17 protein-coding genes, 1 tRNA gene and 1 pseudogene are annotated in these 22,494 nt (G+C 61.0%); 6 read left to right on the top strand and 13 right to left on the bottom strand.

The features are described from left to right. Positions 1–30 precede the first annotated feature (30 nt). Positions 31–1,212 carry a glycosyltransferase family 4 protein gene (locus JK199_RS13790; RefSeq protein ID WP_212377019.1) on the top strand — a complete coding sequence of 394 codons (1,182 nt, stop codon included), beginning with the start codon at positions 31–33 and terminating at the stop codon, positions 1,210–1,212. Here the strand turns inward: JK199_RS13790 and JK199_RS13785 are convergent. From JK199_RS13785 to rfbB, 7 genes are all read right to left on the bottom strand, one after another. Further along, positions 1,209–1,883 (bottom strand): RluA family pseudouridine synthase, encoded by a 675-nt coding sequence (locus tag JK199_RS13785; protein WP_212377016.1) that lies wholly within the window; start codon positions 1,881–1,883, stop codon positions 1,209–1,211. The two genes, JK199_RS13790 and JK199_RS13785, sit on opposite strands and share 4 nt — an antisense overlap. Then, positions 1,880–4,480 (bottom strand): FtsK/SpoIIIE family DNA translocase, encoded by a 2,601-nt coding sequence (locus JK199_RS13780; protein WP_408742389.1) that lies wholly within the window; start codon positions 4,478–4,480, stop codon positions 1,880–1,882. Before JK199_RS13780 ends, JK199_RS13785 begins: the two co-directional genes overlap by 4 nt. 186 nt (positions 4,481–4,666) lie before the next feature. Beyond that, a complete protein-coding gene (locus JK199_RS13775) occupies positions 4,667–5,656 on the bottom strand; it encodes a glycosyltransferase family 2 protein (protein ID WP_342356336.1) in 990 nt (329 codons plus the stop codon). Between the two features lie 119 nt (positions 5,657–5,775). Then, on the bottom strand, positions 5,776–6,681 hold the full coding sequence (rfbD, locus tag JK199_RS13770; RefSeq protein ID WP_212377010.1) for a dTDP-4-dehydrorhamnose reductase: 906 nt from the start codon (positions 6,679–6,681) through the stop codon (positions 5,776–5,778). A gap of 15 nt (positions 6,682–6,696) precedes the next feature. Then, complete coding sequence (gene rfbC, locus JK199_RS13765; protein ID WP_077930844.1) at positions 6,697–7,254, bottom strand: dTDP-4-dehydrorhamnose 3,5-epimerase; 558 nt, start codon at positions 7,252–7,254, stop codon at positions 6,697–6,699. A 49-nt stretch (positions 7,255–7,303) separates the two neighbouring features. Next, entirely contained in the window at positions 7,304–8,215 is a 912-nt protein-coding gene (gene rfbA / locus JK199_RS13760; RefSeq protein ID WP_077930845.1) for a glucose-1-phosphate thymidylyltransferase RfbA, read from the bottom strand. Beyond that, entirely contained in the window at positions 8,212–9,270 is a 1,059-nt protein-coding gene (gene rfbB / locus JK199_RS13755; RefSeq protein ID WP_025828394.1) for a dTDP-glucose 4,6-dehydratase, read from the bottom strand. Before rfbB ends, rfbA begins: the two co-directional genes overlap by 4 nt. A gap of 181 nt (positions 9,271–9,451) precedes the next feature. Here rfbB and JK199_RS13750 point away from each other — a divergent pair, with 181 nt between their 5' ends. Both JK199_RS13750 and JK199_RS13745 read left to right on the top strand, forming a co-directional pair. Then, complete coding sequence (locus JK199_RS13750) at positions 9,452–11,644, top strand: hypothetical protein (protein ID WP_244985177.1); 2,193 nt, start codon at positions 9,452–9,454, stop codon at positions 11,642–11,644. 16 nt (positions 11,645–11,660) lie between these two features. Then, positions 11,661–12,356: a histidine phosphatase family protein gene (locus tag JK199_RS13745; RefSeq protein ID WP_212377008.1), complete on the top strand. Its 696-nt coding sequence runs from the start codon at positions 11,661–11,663 to the stop codon at positions 12,354–12,356. A gap of 409 nt (positions 12,357–12,765) precedes the next feature. Here JK199_RS13745 and treF read toward each other — a convergent pair. Then, a pseudogene (gene treF, locus JK199_RS13740) lies at positions 12,766–14,787 on the bottom strand (alpha,alpha-trehalase TreF); the annotation flags it as partial. A gap of 580 nt (positions 14,788–15,367) precedes the next feature. Here treF and tldD point away from each other — a divergent pair. The 3 genes from tldD (at position 15,368) to JK199_RS13725 (ending at position 18,617) form a co-directional block, all read left to right on the top strand. Then, complete coding sequence (tldD, locus tag JK199_RS13735; protein ID WP_212377002.1) at positions 15,368–16,825, top strand: metalloprotease TldD; 1,458 nt, start codon at positions 15,368–15,370, stop codon at positions 16,823–16,825. A gap of 113 nt (positions 16,826–16,938) precedes the next feature. After that, on the top strand, positions 16,939–18,198 hold the full coding sequence (gene tyrS, locus JK199_RS13730; RefSeq protein ID WP_212376999.1) for a tyrosine--tRNA ligase: 1,260 nt from the start codon (positions 16,939–16,941) through the stop codon (positions 18,196–18,198). A 44-nt stretch (positions 18,199–18,242) separates the two neighbouring features. Next, a complete protein-coding gene (locus JK199_RS13725) occupies positions 18,243–18,617 on the top strand; it encodes a hypothetical protein (RefSeq protein ID WP_077930850.1) in 375 nt (124 codons plus the stop codon). 350 nt (positions 18,618–18,967) lie between these two features. Here JK199_RS13725 and JK199_RS13720 read toward each other — a convergent pair. From JK199_RS13720 to rsmD, 5 genes are all read right to left on the bottom strand, one after another. After that, a tRNA-Thr gene (locus JK199_RS13720) sits at positions 18,968–19,042 on the bottom strand. A gap of 65 nt (positions 19,043–19,107) precedes the next feature. Next, positions 19,108–19,521: an RNA polymerase-binding protein DksA gene (gene dksA / locus JK199_RS13715; protein WP_025829278.1), complete on the bottom strand. Its 414-nt coding sequence runs from the start codon at positions 19,519–19,521 to the stop codon at positions 19,108–19,110. A 189-nt stretch (positions 19,522–19,710) separates the two neighbouring features. After that, positions 19,711–21,027, bottom strand: a complete 1,317-nt coding sequence (locus JK199_RS13710) for an O-antigen ligase family protein (RefSeq protein WP_244985176.1) — start codon at positions 21,025–21,027, stop codon at positions 19,711–19,713. A gap of 78 nt (positions 21,028–21,105) precedes the next feature. Further along, on the bottom strand, positions 21,106–21,708 hold the full coding sequence (gene ssb, locus JK199_RS13705; RefSeq protein ID WP_212355822.1) for a single-stranded DNA-binding protein: 603 nt from the start codon (positions 21,706–21,708) through the stop codon (positions 21,106–21,108). 143 nt (positions 21,709–21,851) lie between these two features. Next, the gene (gene rsmD, locus JK199_RS13700; RefSeq protein WP_212376996.1) at positions 21,852–22,493 is read right to left on the bottom strand and encodes a 16S rRNA (guanine(966)-N(2))-methyltransferase RsmD; all 642 of its coding nucleotides are present in this window, start codon (positions 22,491–22,493) and stop codon (positions 21,852–21,854) included. Position 22,494: the final 1 nt, after the last annotated feature.

Below are 22,494 nucleotides of genomic sequence, written 5' to 3'. Positions count from 1 at the left end.
AGGGCTTTTGTTCCTGATGGTGAGACAGGCATGAGCGTCTCTCGCCCCGGCGGCATACAGGCCGGGCTTCCGGCTGAAGGTACCGGGGGGAATGATGCGCAGGTTTCCATTTCTGCACCGCGTGTCCTGACGGTCCTGCCACCCCGAGAACGCTTTGCAACAGGTGAGGCCGGAGCCATCGCGCTGCTGGTTCGGCGGATGGCTGAGAGCACGGAAACTGTGGCGGGACTTGCCCCGGCCGGGCAACCGTTTGCGGGTGTGCGGTTTGCGCCTGTAGTCCCGGTCTTTCGGCCCTTCAGCCGGATTCAGCGCTATGTGGCCGGGGTGGCGGCCCTTGTCCGGTCCGTACGCCCGGATCTGATTGAAGTGCATAACCGGCCAGATGTGGCTCTGGCATTGCGAAAAGCCTGTCCCGGCCTGCCTGTGAGTCTGGTACTGCATAATGACCCTTGCGGGATGCGGCGCGCCCGCACTGCGGCAGAGCGAGAGCATCTGGGGCAGGCGGTGGCTGTTGTCGCGGTGTCAGAATGGGTGCGTGGCCGCTTTATCAGTCAGGGTGTGACCTCCTGCGTGCGGGTTCTGCCGAATAGTCTTGATCTGTCTAAGCTGCCCCCGCCTGTGCCGCAGCGTGACCCGGTGGTGCTGTTTGCCGGGCGCATTGTGGCGGATAAGGGGGCGGATGCTTTTGTTGCTGCCTGTGCGCGTGTTCTGCCGCGCCATGCGGGCTGGCGGGCAGATATGATTGGTGCGGATCGCTTTGGGCCAGACTCGCCTGAAACTCCGTTTCTCACCGCGCTGCGCGCGCAGGCCCGGCAGGCAGGCGTAGTGCTGCTTGGTTATCAGCCACATGAGGCTGTGATGCAGGCCATGAGTCGCGCTGCAATCGTGGTCGTACCCAGCCGCTGGCCGGAACCGTTTGGCATGGCGGCACTGGAAGCCATGGGGTGCGGGGCGGCGGTTGTGGCCTCCCATCGCGGGGGGCTTCCCGATGTGGTGGGAGAGGCAGGACTTTACGCAGACCCGGATGACCCGGACACACTGGCCGCAGCTCTGGAGCAGCTCATTGTCTCACCCGCCTTACGGGCGGAAGCGGGGCAGGCTGGCCGTGCGCGCGCCAGATTGTTTAATGCTGCTGTCATGCGGGAAAAACGCCGCCTGCTGCATGAGGACCTTGTGCGCGAATGGCGCTGGAAAGGCGTGTTCCGCGCTTAACGGTCCTGCCGCCACCCGCAGGTGCGCAAAGCCTCCTGCATCCCGGCACGCGGGGGCGCTGTGGCAGAAACAGGCGGCGTCAGCGGCAATGTCAGGCTACGGGCCAGCAGGTGCAGACCTTGCGGGTGCGGGTGGCCATAAAGCGTATCCCCCACAATGTGCCAGCCCATGGCCGAGCAATGCACACGTGCCTGATGGGTGCGGCCTGTATGCAGCGTAAGCTCCAGCCAGCATAGGCCTGCGCCGCGCCCCAGCACCTGCCAGTCTGTCCGGGCGGGCGCGCCCTTCGGGTCGGTAATGATCCGCCAGCCGGAGGGGGCGGTTGTTTTGGTAAGCGGCAGGGCAATGGTGCCCTGCTCAGCCTCCGGGCCGCCTTCCACCACCGCCCAGTAGGTTTTACGGGCGGTTTTGTCGGCAAAGGCCTTCTGCATGGCCAGCAGGGGCTGTTTGCGCAGCGCAATAGCCAGACAGCCGGAGGTTTCCGTATCCAGCCGGTGCGCCAGCCACGGCCCGTCCTTGCGGCGGGAGAGCAGAGGGAAGCAGTCTTCCACGCAGGGGCCGCCCTTTGGTCCGGCATGCACAGGCACACCGGCGGGCTTATCCAGAATCACCACATGCTGATCCTGATACAGCAATGTCAGCGGGAATGGGCAGGGCGGAGGTTTGGTCATTCCTCGCGGTTGGGGCCTGTCAGCACCTTGCGGCGGCCCACATGGTCGGCCCGGCTAATAATGCCTTCACGCTCCATCTGCTCAATCAGCTTGGCGGCGCGGTTGTAGCCAATGGACAGGTGCCGCTGCACGAAGGAGGTGGACGCTTTGCCTTCCCGCGTCACAATGGCCACGGCTTCATCATACATATCAGATTCGCCGTTATCGCCACCGCCGCCGGATTTGCCGCTGCTGGCCGGGGCTTCATCTACGGGTTCGGCCAGAACGTCGTCATCATAGATGGGCTCGCCCTGTTCCTTCAGGAAGTTGACGACCTGTTCCACCTCATTATCCGCCACAAACGGCCCATGCACACGGGTAATGCGGCCGCCGCCCTGCATGAACAGCATGTCACCCTGCCCGAGGAGCTGTTCGGCCCCCTGCTCACCCAGAATGGTGCGGCTGTCGAACTTGCTGATCACCTGAAAGGAGATCCGGGTCGGGAAGTTGGCTTTAATGGTGCCGGTAATCACGTCCACGGAGGGGCGCTGTGTGGCCATGACCACATGGATGCCCGCAGCACGGGCCTTCTGGGCCAGACGCTGCACACAGGCGTCAATTTCCTTGCCAGCCGTCATCATCAGATCGGCCACCTCGTCGATAATCACGACGATATAGGGCATCGGGTCGAGCGTGACGGATTGTTCCTCAAACACCGGATTGCCGGTTTCCGGGTCAAACCCGGTCTGCACCCGGCGTACCACAACCTCCCCGTCCGCACGGGCTTCCGCCGCGCGGGCGTTGTAGCCAGCAATATTGCGCACCTGCAAATGCGCCATTGTGCGGTAGCGGCGGTCCATTTCCCGCACCACCCATTTCAGGGCGTTTACGGCTTTGGGCGGCTCTGTCACCACCGGGGTCAGCAGATGCGGGATACCATCATAAATGGAGAGTTCCAGCACCTTGGGGTCAATCATGATCAGGCGGCATTCATCCGGGGAAAGCCGGTAGAGCAGCGACAGGATCATGGCGTTCACGCCAACCGACTTACCGGACCCGGTGGTGCCAGCCACCAGCAGATGCGGCATGCGGGCCAGATCACTAAAAACAGGCTCGCCCTCAATATCCTTGCCAAGAGCAAGGGAGAGATGGGCCGGGTCATCCCGCCAGTCCGGCTGGTTCAGCAGTTCGGACAGGTAAACCGTCTCCCGCTTCTTGTTCGGAACTTCAATCCCGATCACATTCCGGCCCGGAACCGTGGCAATACGCACGCTCAGCACAGACAGGGACCGCGCCACATCATCCGCCAGACCAATCACGCGGGCGGAGCGGATGCCTGCGGCGGGTTCCAGTTCATACAGCGTGACAACCGGGCCGGCGCTCATGCCGACAATTTTGCCCTGCACGCCATAGTCACACAGCACCTGTTCCAGATTATGCGCGGTGTTTCTCAGGTCCTCTTCCGAGGGGCCATGCTGGGTATGAGCCGGTGCAGGTTTAAGCAGGCTCAGCGGCGGCAGTTCCCACCCACCTTTCCGGGTTGCGGGAGAGGCGGACGACTTGGCGGCTTTAACGGTTTTGGCCGCGCTGCCCGGTGCCGTGGCGTCCTTACCCGTAAACAACCGGCCCAGAAGACCATTCCGCCCCTGCGGGGCGGTAGCGGAGGGGGCAGGTTCCAGAGTCAGGCCAGACGCACCGGCAGGCTCTTCCCGCACCGGCGTTGCTGCGTGCGCAGGAGCCGGTTCGTCCTCGTCCGCGTCATGGAAGGCAGGCGCAGTTCCCGCAGAGCGGGCCGGCAGCGGGCTTTCATCTTCCTCGTCCTCATCCTGAAACAGGCTGTGGCCCGTGCTGCCACCGCTGTTTCTGGCGTAGGAGGTTTCCTCCCCCGTGGCGTATCCGCCTAAGGGTCCGGCATTTTCCTCTGTCTGGGGTTTGCGGCTGGCATAATACCGCACAAAGCGCATGCCAAGCTGGCCGGGGAGGCGCACCAGCACCAGCATCCCGCGCCAGAGTGTCAGCCATTCCTCACGCCGCAGACCTGTGCACAGGGCTGTCAGCAGGATGGCCAGCAGCACGCCCAGAATCCAGATAACCATGCCTCCGGCCGGGCCAACGGCGGCCGTGCCGGCAGAGAGGGACGTCTGGGCAATGGAGAATCCGATTCCGCCACCAATCCCGGCCTGCGTGGGCCAGTGAATGGGGGGAAGAGCTGTAAACAGGAGGGGAATGGCGGCCAGCAAGGCTCCGGCAACAGGCAGCAGGCAGATAAGCGCCAGACACCGCAGGGCGAACACCAGAGGGGCCTCATGCCCCAGCAGCCGGTGGCTCAGGAAGCGCCAGCCCCACGCAAACAGAATCAGGGAGGGCAGCACCGCAGCCAGCCCGATTCCCTGTAACAGCGTGTCAGACAGAACGGCCCCGGTCATGCCCAGCAGATTGGTGGGCGGCTGGCCGGTTGCGGTATTAAACGAAGGATCGTTCGGGTTGTATGTCACCAGTGCAACCAGCAAAACGCAGGCGAGCAGACACAGCAAAATCCCCCCGCCTTCTTCAAGCCGCAGACGGAACGCGCTCTTGTAAGGGGAGGTGACGTAATCGGAAGATCTTGAGTGGCTCACGCGCGCCAAGGGCCTGGATCCTGACTCCAAAAGGCCGCCCGTGCCCGCTTCTGTCAGAGAAGGGCGACCGGCGGCGAAGGGTTGATGATGGATGTTTCCACAAGAAACTGACCGTAACCTAGCCTGAACTGGTGTCCTAAAGAAGGTTGTAGGCCGAGTCTTTCTGCAAAACGCCGGAACAAAAGCTTATCCCAGCAAAAACCAGACCCTGAAAACCAGATCTTCAAGCGTTTTATGGCGTCTGAGCTGTTTCAGGCGGTGCAAAGCTGAGACTCGGGTGAGCAGACCGCGCCAGCCCGGCTGCTGTGTTTTTTGCAGCAGATCCAGAGCTTTGACGGTCTCCGGGGCCAGCAGCGTCTTGCGGCGAAGCAAATATAGGGTGTTGGCGCGGAAAATATTCATGAACGCCGTCGGGCCACGCCGGAGGGCCGCCAGAGCGCGGAGCAGGAAATGGCTGCGTGCCCCCACAGCATTTTTCTCATGCTGGCGATAGAAGAGTGACGGCTGATTGTCCGTCAGAACTAGCCCACCAGCTCCGGCCACCATCAGATACGCCCACCAGTCATGGAGCAGAAACGTCGGTGCGGGCATCGCTTTGCGGAGCAGGGCACAGGCGGCAGGTGACAGCATCAGCGTGCAGCCCGTCGCGATATTCTGTGTCATGGCGGGCAGAAAGCTGGTGCCGTCTGGCAATTCGGGTGACAGGCTGAGAGGGGTCAGCGTTTTGTTGGTCAATGTCTGGCGGGTGCAATAAAGGGCCGGGGTCTGGCCGGATACGGTCGCCAGCGCACGCATCCCGCGTTCCAGCTTGTCCGGAAACCAGACATCATCCTGATCACAAAATGCGACAGCGGCCTCCGCCGGTGCCTGCTCCAGCAAGGTTGCGTAGGAGCCTGTGACCCCCAGATGCGCGCCTTTCCCGGCCGGAACTTCCACACAGCGTGCAGGCCCCACGGCGCGGGTAAATTGCTGCATGATGGTAAGGGTGCTGTCAGTAGAGCCATCATCCCGCCAGAACAACGTCCAGTTGGACCATGTCTGTTGCCGGAGGGAGTCTAATTGCTGCTGTAAATAGGAGGCGCCGTTATAAAGAGAGAGAAGAATAGCGACGGAAGAGCCATCGCCCGCAGCAGTATTCCGGTGCTTTATAAGCGCGTGCTGGCTTGTTTGCTGCACCTGTGCTGTTCTTCCTTCAGTCCATATAATCTTAAAACCTGCCCGGGACTGGCTATAGAAGAAGACTGTCTGGAAAATCTGTCAAATTTCAGACCATCCAGACAGTTTCGCACACTGTTTTACGCTGTCTGCGCAAAAATCTGGTGAACAGTTTTCCGCACGCTCTCCTGCCAGGCAGGCATTGTAACGCCGAAAACGCGCGTAAGTTTACTGTTATCCATACGGGAATCAGCAGGACGCTTGGCCGGGGTTGGCCAGTCCTGCGTGCGGATGGCCGTCACGTCAGGCATTGTCTGGCCGTGCGTTGCGGCATCCTGCAGGGCGGCAACAGCCAGACCATGCCAAGTTGTCTCTCCCGTTCCGCAGGCGTGGTAAATGCCCGCAAAGAAGTCTTTCCAGCCGTCTTTTTCAATCACGGCGAGAATGGAGAGAATAGCGTCCGCCAGATCGTCAGAGCTGGTCGGGTTGCCTTTCTGGTCCCCCACCACTTTCAGAGCCGGGTTTTTGGCCCCGGCATTGATCATGGTGCGCACAAAGTTTTTCCCGTGGGCGGAATAAACCCATGAGGTACGCAGCACGATAGTTTTGGGGTTGGCCGCCAGAACCTTGCTTTCTCCCTCGGCCTTGGTGCGGCCATAAACCGTTTCGGGAGAAACCGGGTCTGTCTCAACGTACGGCGCGCCCTTATCCCCGGAAAACACGTAATCCGTCGAGACATGAATCAGCGGAATACCGTGCTCGGCACACAGGCGGGCCAGTTCTTCGGGGCCGGTCGCGTTGGCACGGGCTGCCCCGTCCTGCTCACTTTCCGCCAGATCCACCGCAGTCCATGCGGCGGCGTTGACTACAGCAACCGGTTTGATGGCATTGAGTGTTGCGGCAATGGTTTCGGGTTTATCGAAGTCAAAGTCAGGGCGACCAACGCAGTGGATGCGCGGACCTCCCAGATTGACCAGAGATGTTGCCAGCTGGCCTTTGCCACCGGTAACCAGAATGGGGCCACCGTTCTGTGCGAGACGATTCATGAGTTTTGCTCCTGATTACAGGTGAAACCAGCCTTTGGCGGCGGAAAATTCCGGAGCTTCCAGATCTTTTTCAGAAAGCACGGCGTCTTCCATTTTCACGGGCCAGTCGATGGCCAGCTCTTTGCTGTTCCAGATCACCGCGCGTTCAGACGCTTTATTGTACAGGCCAGTGCATTTGTACTGCACTTCCGCATCTTCCGTCAGGGTGCAGAACCCGTGCAGGAAGCCCGGCGGAATCCAGAGCTGGGACCAGTTTTCTCCAGACAGCTCAGCAGCCACCCATTTCCCGTAAGTCGGGGAGCCCGTGCGGGCATCCACAGCCACATCCCAGATGGCGCCTTTGGTGCAGCGGACCAGTTTACCCTGCGCATAGGGTGCAAGCTGGCAGTGCAGGCCACGGATCACGCCTTTCTGGCGGGAAAGGCTCTGGTTATCCTGCACAAACGGCTCGGTAATCCCGGCATCCCGCATCCGGTCGATATTATAGGTTTCAGAGAAAAACCCACGATTGTCCTGAAAACGCGGGGGCGTGACCAGAATCACGTCCTCAATGGCAAGGCGTTCAACTTTCATGAAAAGAAAGCTCCTGTCTGCAAACGGTTAGGAAAGAGAAAGGGGTGGTTCAGCCTGCGGGCTGAACCGTGTTGGCGACCTGCATCAGCAGCCGTCCCAGTTCTGTTTTCCCCATGCGGGAGGCATGTGCGCGGAGCTGGTCCGCATCAATAAAGCCGAGCCTGAAGGCCACTTCCGCCGGAGAGCCAACCAGCATGCCCTGACGGGCCTGAATGGTGTGCACAAACTGACCGGCTTCCATCAGGCTGTCCGGAATCCCGGCGTCCAGCCAGGCGCAGCCGCGGCCCAGACGGTCCACGTGGAGGCTGCCTTCTTCCAGATAGAAGCGGTTGAGGTCTGTAATTTCCAGCTCACCGCGCGCAGAAGGTTTGACCCGTTTGGCAAAGTCCAGCACACGGTTGTCATAGAAATACAGGCCGGTCACAGCCCAGTTGGAAACCGGCTCTTTCGGTTTTTCAACAATGCTCAGCGCGCGGCCTGTCTCGTCAAAGGACACCACGCCGTAGCGTTCCGGGTCACGGACCTGATACGCAAAAACCGTTGCCCCCGTCGGGCGGATGGCGGCTGTCTGGAGGGCAGCGCTCAGATGGTCCGCAAAAATCAGGTTGTCACCCAGTGCCAGTGCGCACGGGCAGTTATCCAGCCAGTCTTCCGCAATCAGGAAGGCCTGCGGAATTCCGTCCGGGGAAGGCTGAGCCCGGTATTCAAACGTGACGCCAAACTGAGACCCGTCTCCCAGCAGGCGCTTGAACTGCGGGAGATCGGCGGGGGTGCTGATGATCATGATATCCCGGATCCCTGCCAGCATCAGCGTGGAGAGCGGATAATAGACCATCGGCTTATCATAAACCGGCAGCAATTGTTTGCTGGCGGCAAGCGTCATGGGGTACAGGCGCGTTCCGGAACCACCGGCCAGCAGAATACCCTTCATTTTTGTCTGGATTGCAGGCTTCTGTGTCATTCTACGGTGCTTCCCAGTCTGTTGCCTGTGTAACGGCGGGCGCGGATGCCTTCCCACCAGTCGCGGTTGTCCAGATACCACTGCACAGTGCGGCGGATGCCGGTTTCAAACGTGTGCTTTGCTTTCCAGTCCAGCGCTTTTTCCGCGTGGGACGGGTCAATTTCATACCGGAAATCATGGCCGGGGCGGTCTGTGACAAACCGGATCAGGCGTGTGCGCGGGCCAGCAGGGTCCGGCAGCAGCTCGTCCAGAACGTTGCAGATGGTCTCTACCACTTCCAGATTGGTGCGCGGCTGGCGGGCGCCGATGGCGTAGGTCTCGCCCGGCACACCGGTTTCAACCGCTTTGACCAGTGCTTCAGCGTGGTCTTCCACAAACAGCCAGTCCCGCACGTTCTTGCCATCGCCATAGACAGGCAGGTCCTTGCCTTCGATCGCGTTGATGGTGATGAGCGGGATCAGCTTTTCCGGGAAGTGCCAGATGCCGTAATTGTTAGTGGTGTTCGTGACAAACGTCGGCAGGCCATAGGTATGATGCCAGGCGCGGACCAGATGGTCGGAGGACGCCTTGCTGGCCGAATACGGGCTGCGCGGGTCATAGGGCGTGGTTTCCGTAAAGGGCGGGTCGTTCGGCTCCAGCGCCCCGAAGACTTCATCGGTGGAAATATGATGGAAGCGGAACGCGGCGCGATCAGCCTGATCCAGCGTCAGCCAGTATTTCCGGGCGGCTTCCAGCAGGGAATAGGTGCCGACCACGTTGGTCTGGATAAACACCCCCGGACCATCAATGGAGCGGTCCACATGGCTTTCAGCCGCCAGATGCATGACAGCCTGCGGCCGGAATGTTTCAAACAGGCGGCTCAGCTCGCTGCCGTTCACAATATTGGCGCGGGCAAATTCGTAACGCCCGCTTTCCGCGGCGTCTTCCACGGTTTCTTCGGACGCCGCATAGGTCATGCAGTCCACATTCAGGACAGAATGGTTCGTGTCGCGGATAATATGACGGATCACCGCTGACCCGATAAACCCGCAGCCGCCTGTTAATAAGATGCGCATTGATATTCCGTTTTTGTGAACCAAAACAAACGATTGAAATCTCCGATATCCGGCATAGCTCAGAAGAGCGGCCTCTGCCAGCAATCTTGGCGGATTTGCGATTTTCCCGTGCTTGGCTATATGAAAAACAGGCGTACAGGCCGCCGGACGACGGATCTGTTAGGAACTTGAAAGCGAAAATATGTTTGCCAGAAACCTGACGGAGACCCTGCTGCACGTTCTGGACCGCCCGGAGCTGCGTCTTCTGGCCACAGAATGCCGGATCACGCTGGACCCGGCCGTTGCGCATCCGTTCCATGTGCGTACCGGGCGGCAGATTGTGCTGGGCTCCCCCTGCCTTGGGGAACGGCGGGTTGTTGCGTTCCATCTGCGTCACGCGCTGGAACTGGCGGTTCTGTCAGAAGAGGCATCGACCTCAGAGTCTCTCTCCCGACTGAAAATTTCTTTTTCCGCGGCCAGAACAGCGGCCCGATTCTGGATGCTGGATGCCCCGGCCGATCTGCCGGCCCCGGAGGCATGGGTGCGGACGCTCGCCAGCGCGCAGCCTCCTTCGCGCGACACCCTGCCGCAGCTTTTTGATGCCTTATATCCCCTTGTCAGCTCCCCCGGTCAGAGTGCTGTGTCCGACGCCGCACTTTGGGATGAGCTTTCTGCATGGCTCATACAGTCATGGCCGCTGATCGGCCCGGTTGAAGCGCTGATGGCGGAAGGGGGAGATGCCCGGCTGAATATTGATCCGCGGACCGGCCTCAACCATTACGGCTGCTCCCACCGTCCGCGCCCCTGGGCGATAACATTCGCATCGTCCACGGCGTCTTCTTTGTCGGAGCGTGGGTTTACGGGCGGGGAGATGGCCAGAGTGCAGCTTGCGAAGGCTGTGCTCGCCAACAAAGCGCCTCAGGCCTTGCAGACTCTGGCGCTGGATGTCCGGAGCTTTCTGGCGGAATGGTATGGTCTTCCCGGTCAGGATCGTATTGTGCTGGCCTCCTCCGGTACGGATGTTGCTCTGGCGGTGCTGGCCTTATCGACTCTGCCGGGACAGCCGGTGACAACCATTCTCACCGCGCCGGAAGAAACGGGCAGCGGGGTGCCGCTGGCTTCGCACGGGCAGCATTTTGCGCAGGAAACCGCTCTCGGACTGTCTGTCTGCAAAGGTCGACTGGTAGACGGATTCCCGGAAGACACGGCCTGCGTCGCCCTCCCGCTCCGCGATGCGCAGGGGCATTTGCGCCCAGAGGCAGAGGTAACGGCCTCCTGCCAGAGTGAGATCAGAGAACAGCTGGCGCAAGGGGGGCGTGTGCTGCTGCATGTGCTGGATCTGTCTAAAACGGGCCTGCTGGCCCCTGACCTGAAAGCGCTTGAAGGCCTGTGTGATCAGTATCCGGGGCAGCTTGATGTGGTGGTGGATGCCTGTCAGGCGCGGCTGATGCCGGAGCGGGTTCAGGCTTATCTGAGCCGTGGCTGGGCTGTTATGGTCACAGGTTCCAAGTTCTTTACCGGGCCGCCATTCTGTGGCGCTCTCCTGTTGCCCGAGAGCTGGAAAGCCCGGCTGGATCAGGGCGCGCTGCCTGCTGGGCTTGCCGCCTATGCCAACCAGTGTGAATGGCCAGCCAGTCTGGCCTCCCGGGGGCTGGCGTCCGGCTTTAATCACGGATTGCTGTTACGCTGGCGGGCAGCGCAGGCAGAAATGGCGGCGCTGAGTGCGATTCCCTCCGCGAGTGTCGCGCGCCGTTTGCAGAGCTTTCTGGCGGCTGTCACACAAGGGATCGCAGCGAATCCTGACCTTGAATTCCTGCCGCAACCCGCGCCCCTGCGGGAGGCTCTGCCGCATGACTGGGACCGCCAGCAGACAATTCTGTCTTTCCTTGTACGCGCGCCTGAAAGCACCCGTGGCGTTGTGCCGCTTGATCTCGCGCGATGTCGGAAGCTCTATCAATGGCTGAATGCTGATCTGTCTGCGTATGTCCCGCAGGAGCAGGCCGCACTGGCAGCCCTGCTGTGCCACATCGGCCAGCCTGTTCCCATTCCGCACGCGCAGGCGGCTGATGGTCTTGTGGGCGCGCTGAGGCTCTCCGCCGGTGCGCGCCTTGTCTCTGGTGAACCCTCTCATGAAGGTCTTGATCCTGCTGCCCGCATGGCGCGGGAAATTCAGGACGCACACCGGGTTCTGCAAAAAATCAGCCTGATTCTGACATACTGGGATCGTATTGCGCAGGCAGACCCGCTCCCGTCCTACGCACCACGCTGGGAGCCGGATGAGGCGGGTGACGAGTCCAACTGGCCAGAATCCTCCTCTCGGGAGACTGTGACAGACCTGCAAAAGGCGGATGCTCTGCGCCGCGCCATTTCTGCCCTTGCGCTTGGCGGTTCCTGACAGCACAACAGGGACCATGACTGTCAGCCTCACATCCCCCGCGACCCGGCAAACCAATCAGGGTAATTTTCTCGATACACCGCAGCTTGCCCCCGGCATTACGCGGTTCTGGCTGATCCGCCACGCGCTGGTGGAACAGAACGCCCGGCTCAGGCTTTATGGCGCGCTGGATGTACCGCTGTGCCCGGATAGCCTGATCGCGCAGCGCCCGATGTATGAAGCCCTGGCAGCCCGCCTCCCGCGTGACGCGCACTGGCTGATCAGCCCTCTCTCCCGTACGCGCTGCACGGCGGAAGCCATTCAGGAGGCCGGATACGGGCCAGTGCCGATGGACGTGGAGCCTGCGCTGATCGAGCAGAATCTCGGCGCATGGCACAATATGCCGCATCAGGAACTGCCGCAGCACCTGCGTCTGGCCCCGCATCCCTTCTGGTCCGTCTCGGCCACGGAATGCCCGCCGGGTGGGGAGAGCATGATGGATGTGTGCGGCCGCGTTGGTGCGGCGCTGGACCGGCTGGCTGATGCGTATGAAGGGCAGAATATCGTTGCTGTCAGTCATGGCGGGGCCATTCGGGGCGCGCTGGCGCACGCCCTGCGAATCCACCCTGATACTGCGCTGCACTTCTCTATCCAGAATCTCTCCCTGACAATTCTGGAGCGGCTGGCTGAAGGCTGGCGCGTTGTGACGGTCAACGAACTCCCCGGACTCTGATCCTTCGGGGAGAAGCGTCAGGCCGTCTCCTCCCGCGCGTATTTTTCTGACTTTTCCGGCTTCACGGCTCTTGCGCGGGAGCCTTTGGATCTGAGATCGGCGTGCCAGTGCCAGTGCCAGTGCCAGTGCCAGTGCCAGTGCCAGTGCCAGTGCCAGTGCCAGTGCCAGTGCCAGTAGGGCGCGGGGCGGGTGTCGGTTGAAGGCGCGGGGTCACAGCCGCTGACTCCTCATGGCGTGCAGGCTGATGGCTTTGTGGCGTATCTCCTGACGGGAGAGGTGCTGTCTGTTCTCCCGGTTTTGCTGGAGTTCCGTCTGCTGGTAGCTGTGCTGAGGTTGACCCCGAGCCTGACCCTGTGTTCAGGCCTGCACCTGCACCTGCACCTGCACCTGCACCTGCACCTGCACCTGCACCCCCATCAGGCCCGGCCGGAGGTGTTGTTGTCACTGGACTGGCTGGGTGAGAAGCTGGTGCGCCAGAAGCAGGCATTTCAGGCCGGGCAGGCGTGTTCTGTGCAGGCGCATCGGTTTTGAGGGAGGAAACCGACACGCCTTTCAGCGGTGAGCGTTCCGTCACCGGGATTTCCGGCCCTTTTGCATCCCACGCATCCACAGGCGGCAACGGCTGCTGGGAAGGCTGGTCGGCCAGCGGGTTATTATCCAGCACTTTGCGGGTATTCTGTGGATAGCGGTTCATCAGGCCCAGCAGGGTGCCGTTGGTCCAGCCAAACCCGATCTGCATCGGGTATTCACCGCCTCCCTTGCCGCCCGTGGCACTAATCTCGGGGGAGACGACATCATATTTTTCCAGCAGCACGCCGCTTTTTTCATAAGTGCCAATTACGCGGGCCATCCAGCGGCGGCCAATATCTGCTGCCAGAGCATCATGCCCATATTGTTCCAGCCCTTTGATGGCCATCCATTCTTCCGGTGCCCAGCCATTAGGGTAATCCCATTGCTGCCCGGTCTCCCGGTCTGTCACACTCAGGCCCCCTATATGTAAGAGGCGTGTCTGAAGCGTGCGCGCAACCGCATCAGCCTGCTCCTGCGAGGCAATATGCAGGAACAGGGGCACTGCGGTTGCGGTGGACAGCACGTCTCTGAGCTGTCCGGTTCGCCAGTTATAATCGAAATACGCCCCCTCTTTTTCATTCCAGAGAACGTGGTTGATCGCGTTTTTAAGTTGTGTGGCCTGCTGCGCGTAGAAGGCTGCTTTGTCTTTCTCGCCATTCAGGGCGTAGGCGTGGGAGAGCGTTTGCTCCAGATGTACCATGAGACAGTTATATTCGATGGTGATGAGGGACGTTGTGGTGATGGTGTCCAGCGTCTTGCCGTCCGCCAGCCAGCGGGACGTGTAATCCCACCCGGTTTCCGCTCCGGCGCGGAGGTCCCGCCAGAGGTCCGGGGCCGGGCGGTGTGAGCTTTTCGCGGTGACCAGATCCTGCGGGAAGCTTTCATCCCGCGGGGTCTCCATATCATCCCACGGCCGGAACATCAGGGTGTTGTCCGGCAGGCGGACCACATGCTGCCAGGCCGCACCGGGTTTGAGCGCATCCGCCCCGTGGGTCCAGTAGTCATATTCCCGCTGTAATTCCGGCAGGAAGGATGTGTAGACCACCTGCCCGTCATGGCTGGCGAGCAGATCCAGCATCAGGGAGAAAAAAGGCGGCTGGGAGCGGCTGAGGTAATAGGTCCGGTTGCCATTAGGCATATGACCATACCGGTCTATCAGGGATGCAATGTCGCGCACCACATTGCGGAGCAAATCAATCCGCCCGTCTTCATACAGGCCGATCATGGTGAAGTAGCTGTCCCAGTAATAAAACTCCGAGAACCGGCCACCGGGGACAATATAGGTTTCCGGCAGGGGCAGCAGGGAGGACCACGGTACGGCGGTATCGGCCTCCCGCGTCAGCACGTCCCACATGCCGGAAATATAGTCCCGCACGCTTTCTCCCGGTTTGCGGCTATAGGCCGCCGAGCGCAGCACCGGGATGGTAAAATGCTGTGAGACAAACCGTTTCAGATTGAAATCCGGCAGATCTTTTTCCTGCCGCCATGCCGCGACCAGATCCGTGGGAGCCTGATCCGGGATGGCATCCGCAACGGCTTTGGCGTCTGTAAAAATATGGGCGGCATGAATGGCGGCAAACAGGTCTCCCAGCGCAATGGAGGGCGGCCGCAGGTCCTGCGGCACAAAATCCGGCGCGGCATGTTGGCCTGCATGGGTTGCGGGCTGCACATCAAAAAGTCTGACCTGCACGGGCGGGACGGCATCATCTTCATCCAGAGGTGCCTGCGCAGGGTCGGTGCTTGCAGGGGCCACGGCTTTCGACTCTGCTTCAGGAGCAGGAGCAGGAGCAGGAGCAGGAGCAGGAGCAGGAGCAGGAGCAGGAGCAGGAGCAGGAGCAACGGATGGGGGGCTTGCCGGAATATCTGCTGGAATGGCTCCATTTCCAGAAGACGCAGAGGCAGGGTGAGGCGCGGAGGGTGGTGCTGCCGGAGCTGGGGAGGGATTGGTGTGTGAGGGCGTGCCAGCCACAGCAGGATGGTCCTGTGAGGCAGGGGGCTGGGCTGGCCCGCTGGCGATGGATGGGGTGGTGTTGGGGGTGGCGGTAGCAGTCTGCGCCAGAACCGGAGCCGGGGCAGCGGCCAGACAGCAGAGCAGAGCAAGGCGCAGGGGATAAGGACCGGAAGAGGCCGGGCGGGGAGACACAGCGTGTGCTGGTTGCCTCTGGAACGTCGGAATCCCGGAATGTGTTTTGGTCTGGTAAGCGCGCATGGTCGTCTTTCATCTGCTACGGCGGAACGCCGGGGCCGGAAAAGCAGAAAAAGAGGCCGCAGCGGTTGGTCGGGGGCGGGCTGTTAAACCCTGTCACGCATTGTCTCTGCCCCCAGACAGAAACGATGAAACCCCTTGCGGGTTTTGCGGCAGCACTTAACTGTTTATGCTCAGGCTGCTCTGCCGGGAAAATCTGTGACCCGGAGCCTTCTTCCTGTCAGGAGTTTTGTTCATGTCGTCTCTCCCTTCAAGCCCTGGCGCTCTGGCGGTTACAGACCAGTTGTTTTTTGACAGACCGGGCGCCCTGCTGGACCGTGCTGATGCGGAAGCCCTGACCCGCAAGGCGCTGGACGGGATGGATGATGGGGAACTGTTTCTGGAATACCGGGAGAGTGAAGGGATAGCGCTGGATGATGGCGTTATCCGCTCCGCGTCTTTTGATACCAGCAGCGGGTTTGGTCTGCGGGCCGTGCTGGGGGAAGAGACCGGGTTTGCTCATTCTGATGATCTCAGCCGCTCCGCTCTGGCGAGGGCCGGGGATGCTGTCAGCGCCGTGCGTGGTGGCCGTTCCGGCACGATGGCGGATGCCCCCCGTTCCACCAATCGCCGTCTCTACACGGATGCCAACCCGCTGGGTGAGACGGATTTTGCCGCCCGCTCTGGCCTGCTGACCCAGATTGACGCCTATGCCCGCGGTAAGGATAGCCGCGTGGTGCAAGTGATGGCCTCGCTTTCCGGGGAATGGCAGGCCGTGCAGATTATCCGTGCCGATGGAGCGCGAGTGGCGGATTTGCGGCCACTGGTGCGGCTGAATGTGTCTGTGGTGGTGGAGCAGGACGGCAAACGGGAAAGCGGCAGCCACGGGCTGGGTGGCCGGTATGAAATCAATCGTCTGCTGGAAGCGGACACATGGCAGGGTGCGGTGCATGAAGCCCTGCGGCAGGCGCTGGTGGCCCTTGAGGCCCGGCCTGCTCCGGCTGGTGAGATGGAAGTTGTGCTCGGGGCTGGCTGGCCCGGTATCCTGCTGCATGAAGCCGTCGGGCATGGGCTGGAAGGGGACTTCAACCGCAAGGGCACATCGGTTTTTGCCGGGCGTGTTGGCACGCGGGTTGCCGCCCCCGGTGTGACGGTGATTGATGATGGCTCTCTGCCGGACCGGCGCGGCAGCCTGACCATTGATGATGAAGGCACCCCCACAGGCCGGACCACGCTGATTGAAGACGGGATTCTGAAAGGCTATTTGCAGGACCGTCTGAACGCGCGCCTGATGGGCGTTGCCGCAACGGGCAATGGTCGCCGCCAGTCCTACGCACACATGCCGCTGCCGCGCATGACCAATACGCTCATGCTACCCGGTCAGGCCTCCACGGAAGAAATGATCAGTTCCATGAAGCGCGGCCTGTACGCCGTGCATTTTGGCGGCGGGCAGGTGGATATCACGTCCGGCAAGTTCGTCTTCTCCGCCTCCGAGGCTTATCTGGTGGAAGACGGAAAAATTACGACGCCCGTCAAAGGGGCGACGCTGATCGGCAACGGGGCGGACGCCATGACCCATGTGTCCATGATCGGGAAAGACATGGAGCTTGACCCCGGCATAGGCACCTGTGGCAAGGCCGGGCAGGGCGTGCCCGTCGGGGTGGGGCAGCCCACTCTGAAAATGACGGGCCTGACAGTGGGCGGCACGGCCTGATCCACACATCGGAACAAGGGAAGAGGTTCAGCCAGCCTCATGCTCGTGCTAGAGCGTGAGGCCGGATCTTCTGCTTTGGCGGTAGGCAGAGGCGTAAACAGGAATTAAAGAGAATGGTCGAAAACGGGTTTCAGAGTTCCTTCATGCAGGAAGCCGCAGCGCGCGGCTTCATTTTTCAGTGCACGGACCCCGCTGCGCTGGATGACGCGATGGTGAAGGGCTCTGTTGCGGCCTATATCGGTTTTGACCCGACAGCGGACAGCCTGCATGTGGGCAGCCTGATCCAGATTATGATGCTGCGCCTGTTGCAAAAGCACGGGCACCGCCCGGTGGCTCTGGTGGGTGGCGGCACAGCCAGAATTGGTGACCCCTCCTTCCGTGAGGAAGCCCGCAGGCTGATGACGGAAGAGACCATCGGCACCAATCTGGCAGGGATTGAAGGGTGCCTGCGGCAATACCTGACCTTTGGAAGCGGTGCGTCCGGGGCCATTCTGGTGAACAATGCCGACTGGCTGGACAAGCTGGCCTATATCGACCTTCTGCGGGATGTGGGGGTGCATTTCTCCATTAACCGCATGCTGGCTTTTGATTCCGTCAAAAACCGTCTGGACCGTGAGCAGGGGCTGACTTTTCTGGAGTTCAACTACTCCATTCTTCAGTCCTATGACTTCCGGGAACTGAACCGCCGCCACGGTGTGACCCTCCAGCTTGGCGGGTCTGACCAGTGGGGCAATATTGTCTCTGGCGTGGATCTGGTGCGCCGCACAGACCAGAAAAGCGTGATGGGCCTGACAACCCCTCTGTTGACAACCGCCTCCGGCGCCAAAATGGGCAAGACGGCCAACGGGGCTGTCTGGCTGTCTGAAAAGCGTCTGCCGGTGTTTGATTACTGGCAGTTCTGGCGCAACACGGAAGATGCGGATGTGGGCCGTTTCCTGCGGCTGTTTACCGATCTCCCTCTGGAAGAATGTGCCCGTCTGGAAGCCCTGCAGGGCGCTGAGATTAATGAGGCCAAGAAAATTCTGGCAACCGAAGCCACCGCCCTGTGCCACGGGCGCGAGGCCGCGCAGGCTGCGGCAGAAGCGGCCCGCCAGACTTTTGAGGAAGGGAACGTAACCGCGGCGGATCTGCCGGTGCATTTCGTGCCACAGGCTACCCTGACGGAAGGTGTGCCGGTGTTCCGCCTGTTTGTTGAAGCCGGACTGGCCAAAACCAATGGGGAAGCCCGCCGGCTGGTGCGCGGCGGCGGCGCGCGCGTGAACAATGCCGTGGTACAGGATGAAAACGGCGTGATTTCAGAAAAAGACATGGCGGACGGCGCCATTCGGTTGTCTTCTGGCAAGAAGCACCATGTTCTGGTCAAAGTTGGGTAGTTTTCTCACTCCAGAAAAATATCAAGGTGACAGGAGCACGCCGTATGAAACGTACCCCTCTGATTCTGGGTTGTCTGGGGCTGACACTGGTCGGCACGCTCTCTGGCTGTGCAGGCCCGGTTTATAGCGGGGGGTATGACTATTACGGGTACAGCCCGTCCCGTGGTTATGATGACTATTACGGCTATGGCCCGCGCTGGGGCTATTCAGACAGGCGCGCCCGCCCGTTCCCCGGTGGTAGCAGGCCCGGCATGGCCCCGCGTCCCGGTCGGCCGGGTGGCGGTGGCGGTCGTCCGCCGCATGGCGGGGGTGGTGGCCGTCCCGGTGGTGGCGGGCGTCCGGGGGGTGGTCCCGGAGGCGGTGGACATGGCGGCGGAGGCCCCGGTGGGGGTGGCGGACCGGGTGGTCCGGGCCGCTGATCCGGCTTTAAGGCATGGATGGAAGAGGGAGCCGGTTTATGGCTCCCTTTTTTATGGGGAGCAGTAAAAAATCCCCCTGATTATCCACAGGGTCTGGAGTCGCTTTTTACTGGTTTTCTGAGTCGTGCACCGATGTTGCACCCGTTATCCACAGGTTTATTCACGGCATGCGGGATCTCGGTTGTCTCAGGCGATGGGGCAGGGCGTGCTTTCGGGAACCCTGCGCCGGGGAGCCCTTTTTGTCCGCATCAGATACGGAGGGGCTGATGCACATGGAGCATCAGGACTTTTCCTCGCGCCCTTGGATAAAGGGAGATAAAAGTGCGGACTGATAAAAAGCAGGGAAATCATGGTGCTGCTGGACAGGATTGAACTGTCGACCTCTCCCTTACCAAGGGAGTGCTCTACCACTGAGCTACAGCAGCCCGCTGGCGGCGTTCTAGCTGGTCATGCCAAACGCCGCAAGTCTGTTTCCGCCTAAAAAGCGGAATTAATCGTCACGATGGGTTTTTTCCATCCGTTCATGCTGTTCCTGTGCCTCGATGGACAGGGTGGCAATCGGGCGGGCTTCCAGCCGACGCAGGGTGATGGGTTCACCCGTTTCTTCACAATAGCCGTAAGACCCGTTTTCAATGCGCTGGAGGGCAAGGTTGATCTTGCCGATCAGCTTGCGTGCGCGGTCACGGGTGCGCAGCTCCAGCGCCCGGTCTGTCTCCACGCTGGCGCGGTCCGTAATGTCGGCTTCATGAATGCCACCTTCAGAAAGGCTGGCGAGGGTATCTCCGGCTTCCTTGAGGAGTTCAGAGCGCCACTTCAGCAGTTTTTGTCTGAAATATTCCGTCTGAAGAGGGTTCATAAACTCTTCATCATCTGACGGGCGATAGTCTGGCGGTAGAGTAATCATGTCAGTTGTCAGCCTTTGCAATGACAGGACACCTGCCTTGAAAGAATGACGCGGCTTATAGCGGCGTGAACCCGGAACGCCAAGAACATTATGAGATTTCAGAGGAAGAAAACGGACAACATAGGCATGCAGCCAGCCCGATATGCTCAAGAAATAGTATGGCAGCCGGACGCTAATAAAAGGAAATATTTAAATTTTCTTACAAACAGGATGCGTGGTGCTGCCGCAGGCTGTGGCCCGGCTCTGGGCTGAAGCCGCCAGCATCCACCCCGCAAACAGGAAAATCCAGCCCGCTGTAGGGAAGGAGAACAGGGCGCTGGTGGAGGCCACAGGCCACAAAAGCACACAGCACATAATAAACAGCATGGCCTGCTGCGGGTGCGTGGCCGGTGCCAGCGCACGCAGGCCGGTGCGCAGCCAGCACATAATCATCCAGCCAAATGCGGCCAGCCCCGGCAGGCCCGCGGTGGTGGCAATTTGCAGATAATAATTATGGGGGTGGATGTTGCAGCCTTTCCCCGTATCACTGTCCAGCGGGGGCAGGCCAAATGGCGTCAGGGCCTCGGTATGGAACGGGACGTGGCAAAAATTTCTGAACCCGTCCATGCCAAGCCCCAGCCAGGGGTGGGAGACAACCATTGTCACGGCAGTGCGGTACAGCCTGCCGTAATCGCTCTGGGTAAAATGGTGTAACTGGCTGGAAAACTTCAGTACCAGCTTGGCGTAGGTGCGCGGGGAGATAACCGGCAGACTGGCAATCAGACCCCCTACGACCACCATAATCAGCACAAACGGCACCCGAAAGCGGCGGACCATCAGGGCTGTCAGCATCAGGCCGAACAGGAGCAGCACATTGCTCATCCGCTGGCCGATCAGCACCATGGTTGTCACGCTCAGCACCAGCAGTAAGGCTCCGCCTGCCCATGCGGAGAGGCGTCTGGTGTGGAATGCGTGCAGAACAACCGGCATCAGCGCCGGAAAAAACAGCATGAGCAGCGTAAATCCGGCCCGTGGCTTCATGAAGGGGCCGGTCAGTGCGCCATCATCAGCAGGCGGGTAGCCCAGCAGATTGGTGCCGGTCAGATACTGCTTCCAGCACTGGCCTATCAGCCAGAAGGCCAGCACGAATAAAATTGTAGCCAGCATTTTGCGCCGCGTGGCGGAAACCAGAATCCAGCTTTCCAGTGCTGCGGCCAGCAGAAAGAGGCGGGGCAGGCATAACGCCTGTACCCATGCCTCCCGCAGACCGACATAAACGGAGGAGATCAGGCATAATGCGCAGAACAGTGCGGCGGGGCGCAGCCAGTCCTTACGGGTCCAGAGCCAGTCTTTCTGCACAACGGAATAGAGCAGGAAGAGGCAGCCGATCAGTGTGGCGGCAACGTCACTCAGCGCGCGGCTGTAAAAAAACAGAACAGGGAGAAGAAAGGTGCATCCTGTTCCACACAGCGTCAGCATCGCAGCAAGGCGGCCGGAAGAGCGGGGTACTAAGGATGCAGGTGTCATGACGGAACAATCCCGTTGTGACAGACCGCATAACCCCGGCGGAAGACCGGGGGAGGGACTGTCAGACCTCTCAGTCAATCAGAACGGGATTTCGTCGTCCAGATCACTGTTGCCGGGGGCGTCCCAGCCACCGGAGTTGCCACCGCCGCCGGGCCCGCGGGAGGGCGCATTCTGGCGCGGTGCGGAAGAGCCTCCAAAGTCACCCCCGCCCATGGAGCCGCCCCCATAACCACCGGAGTTGCCGCCACCGTAACCCCCGCCAGCATTGCCGCCGCCGTAGCTGCTGCCACCGCCGCCATACCCGCCGGATTCTTCCCCTTCGCCACCGCTGCGGCTGTCGAGCAGAACCAGTTCACCACGGAACCGCTCAACAATGACTTCCGTCGTATAGCGTTCCTGGCCGGACTGGTCGGTCCATTTGCGGGTCTGCAACGCGCCTTCCAGATAGACCTTGCGGCCTTTCCGCAGGAAGCGCTCTGCCACATCGGCCAGACGATCGTTAAAAATTACCACACGGTGCCATTCCGTGCGTTCCCGGCGCTCGCCGGAGGCACGGTCGTTCCATGTGTCACTGGTGGCGATAGAAAAAGAGACGATTTTCATGCCGTTCTGGCTGGTGCGGACTTCCGGGTCTTTGCCCAGATTGCCCACCAGAATAACCTTATTGACGCTGCCAGCCATCAGTGACCCCGTTTTCTAGAACAATAATAAAGAGTATTCCGCCCGTGTAGCGCACTCCTGCGCAACCCGCCAGTTCCCCGTTGGTTCTTCTTCTGTAAAATGACGCATCCCGTGCGGAATGCGCCCTGCGCGTGTACTGTTGCCTAGGCTTTCAGCCGCCACAGCGTCAGCCGTGCCGCGCCGTGCTTCCGTTCCGCCAGTAATGTTCCGGCATAAACAGGGGGAGGAGGTGCTTCTTCGCCCTCGCCTGCGGGTGCGGCGGGTGGCGGGACGTCTGCCTCTTCCGCATTTTCCAGCCGTAATGGCAGAGGTTCCTGTGCTGCGGTTTCAATCACCGCAATAGCGCCGGGGGCAATCCATCCCTGTGCATCCAGTGCCGCCAGTGTGCGGGCAGGCAGATCCTGCCGGTAGGGCGGGTCCAGAAACAGCAGAGAGCAGGGGGCCGGAGCATGGGTCGGCTTCGTGACGTCGCGCGGGATAACCTTGCTCCGGTCCTCCCAGCGGCACCCGGCAATATTGGCGCGCAGGGCCGCAAGGGCGGGGCGGTCTTTCTCAAAAAACGTCGCGTAATCCGCCCCGCGTGAGAGTGCTTCCAGCCCCAGCGCACCTGTGCCTGCAAAGGCGTCCAGCACGCGGGCGCCATTCAGCAGGTCCGGCCCGCCCCACGGCGCGTGGAGCAGGATATCAAACACAGCCTGACGCACCCGGTCCGCCGTGGGGCGGGTTGTGGTGCCGGTGGGGGCTGCCAGCATGCGGCCTTTGCGGGCTCCTGCAATAATCCGCATT

This window comes from Acetobacter persici (assembly GCF_018256955.1).
In the GTDB taxonomy this organism is placed as follows: domain Bacteria; phylum Pseudomonadota; class Alphaproteobacteria; order Acetobacterales; family Acetobacteraceae; genus Acetobacter; species Acetobacter persici.
This window is presented reverse-complemented; position numbering and strand designations above follow the sequence as displayed.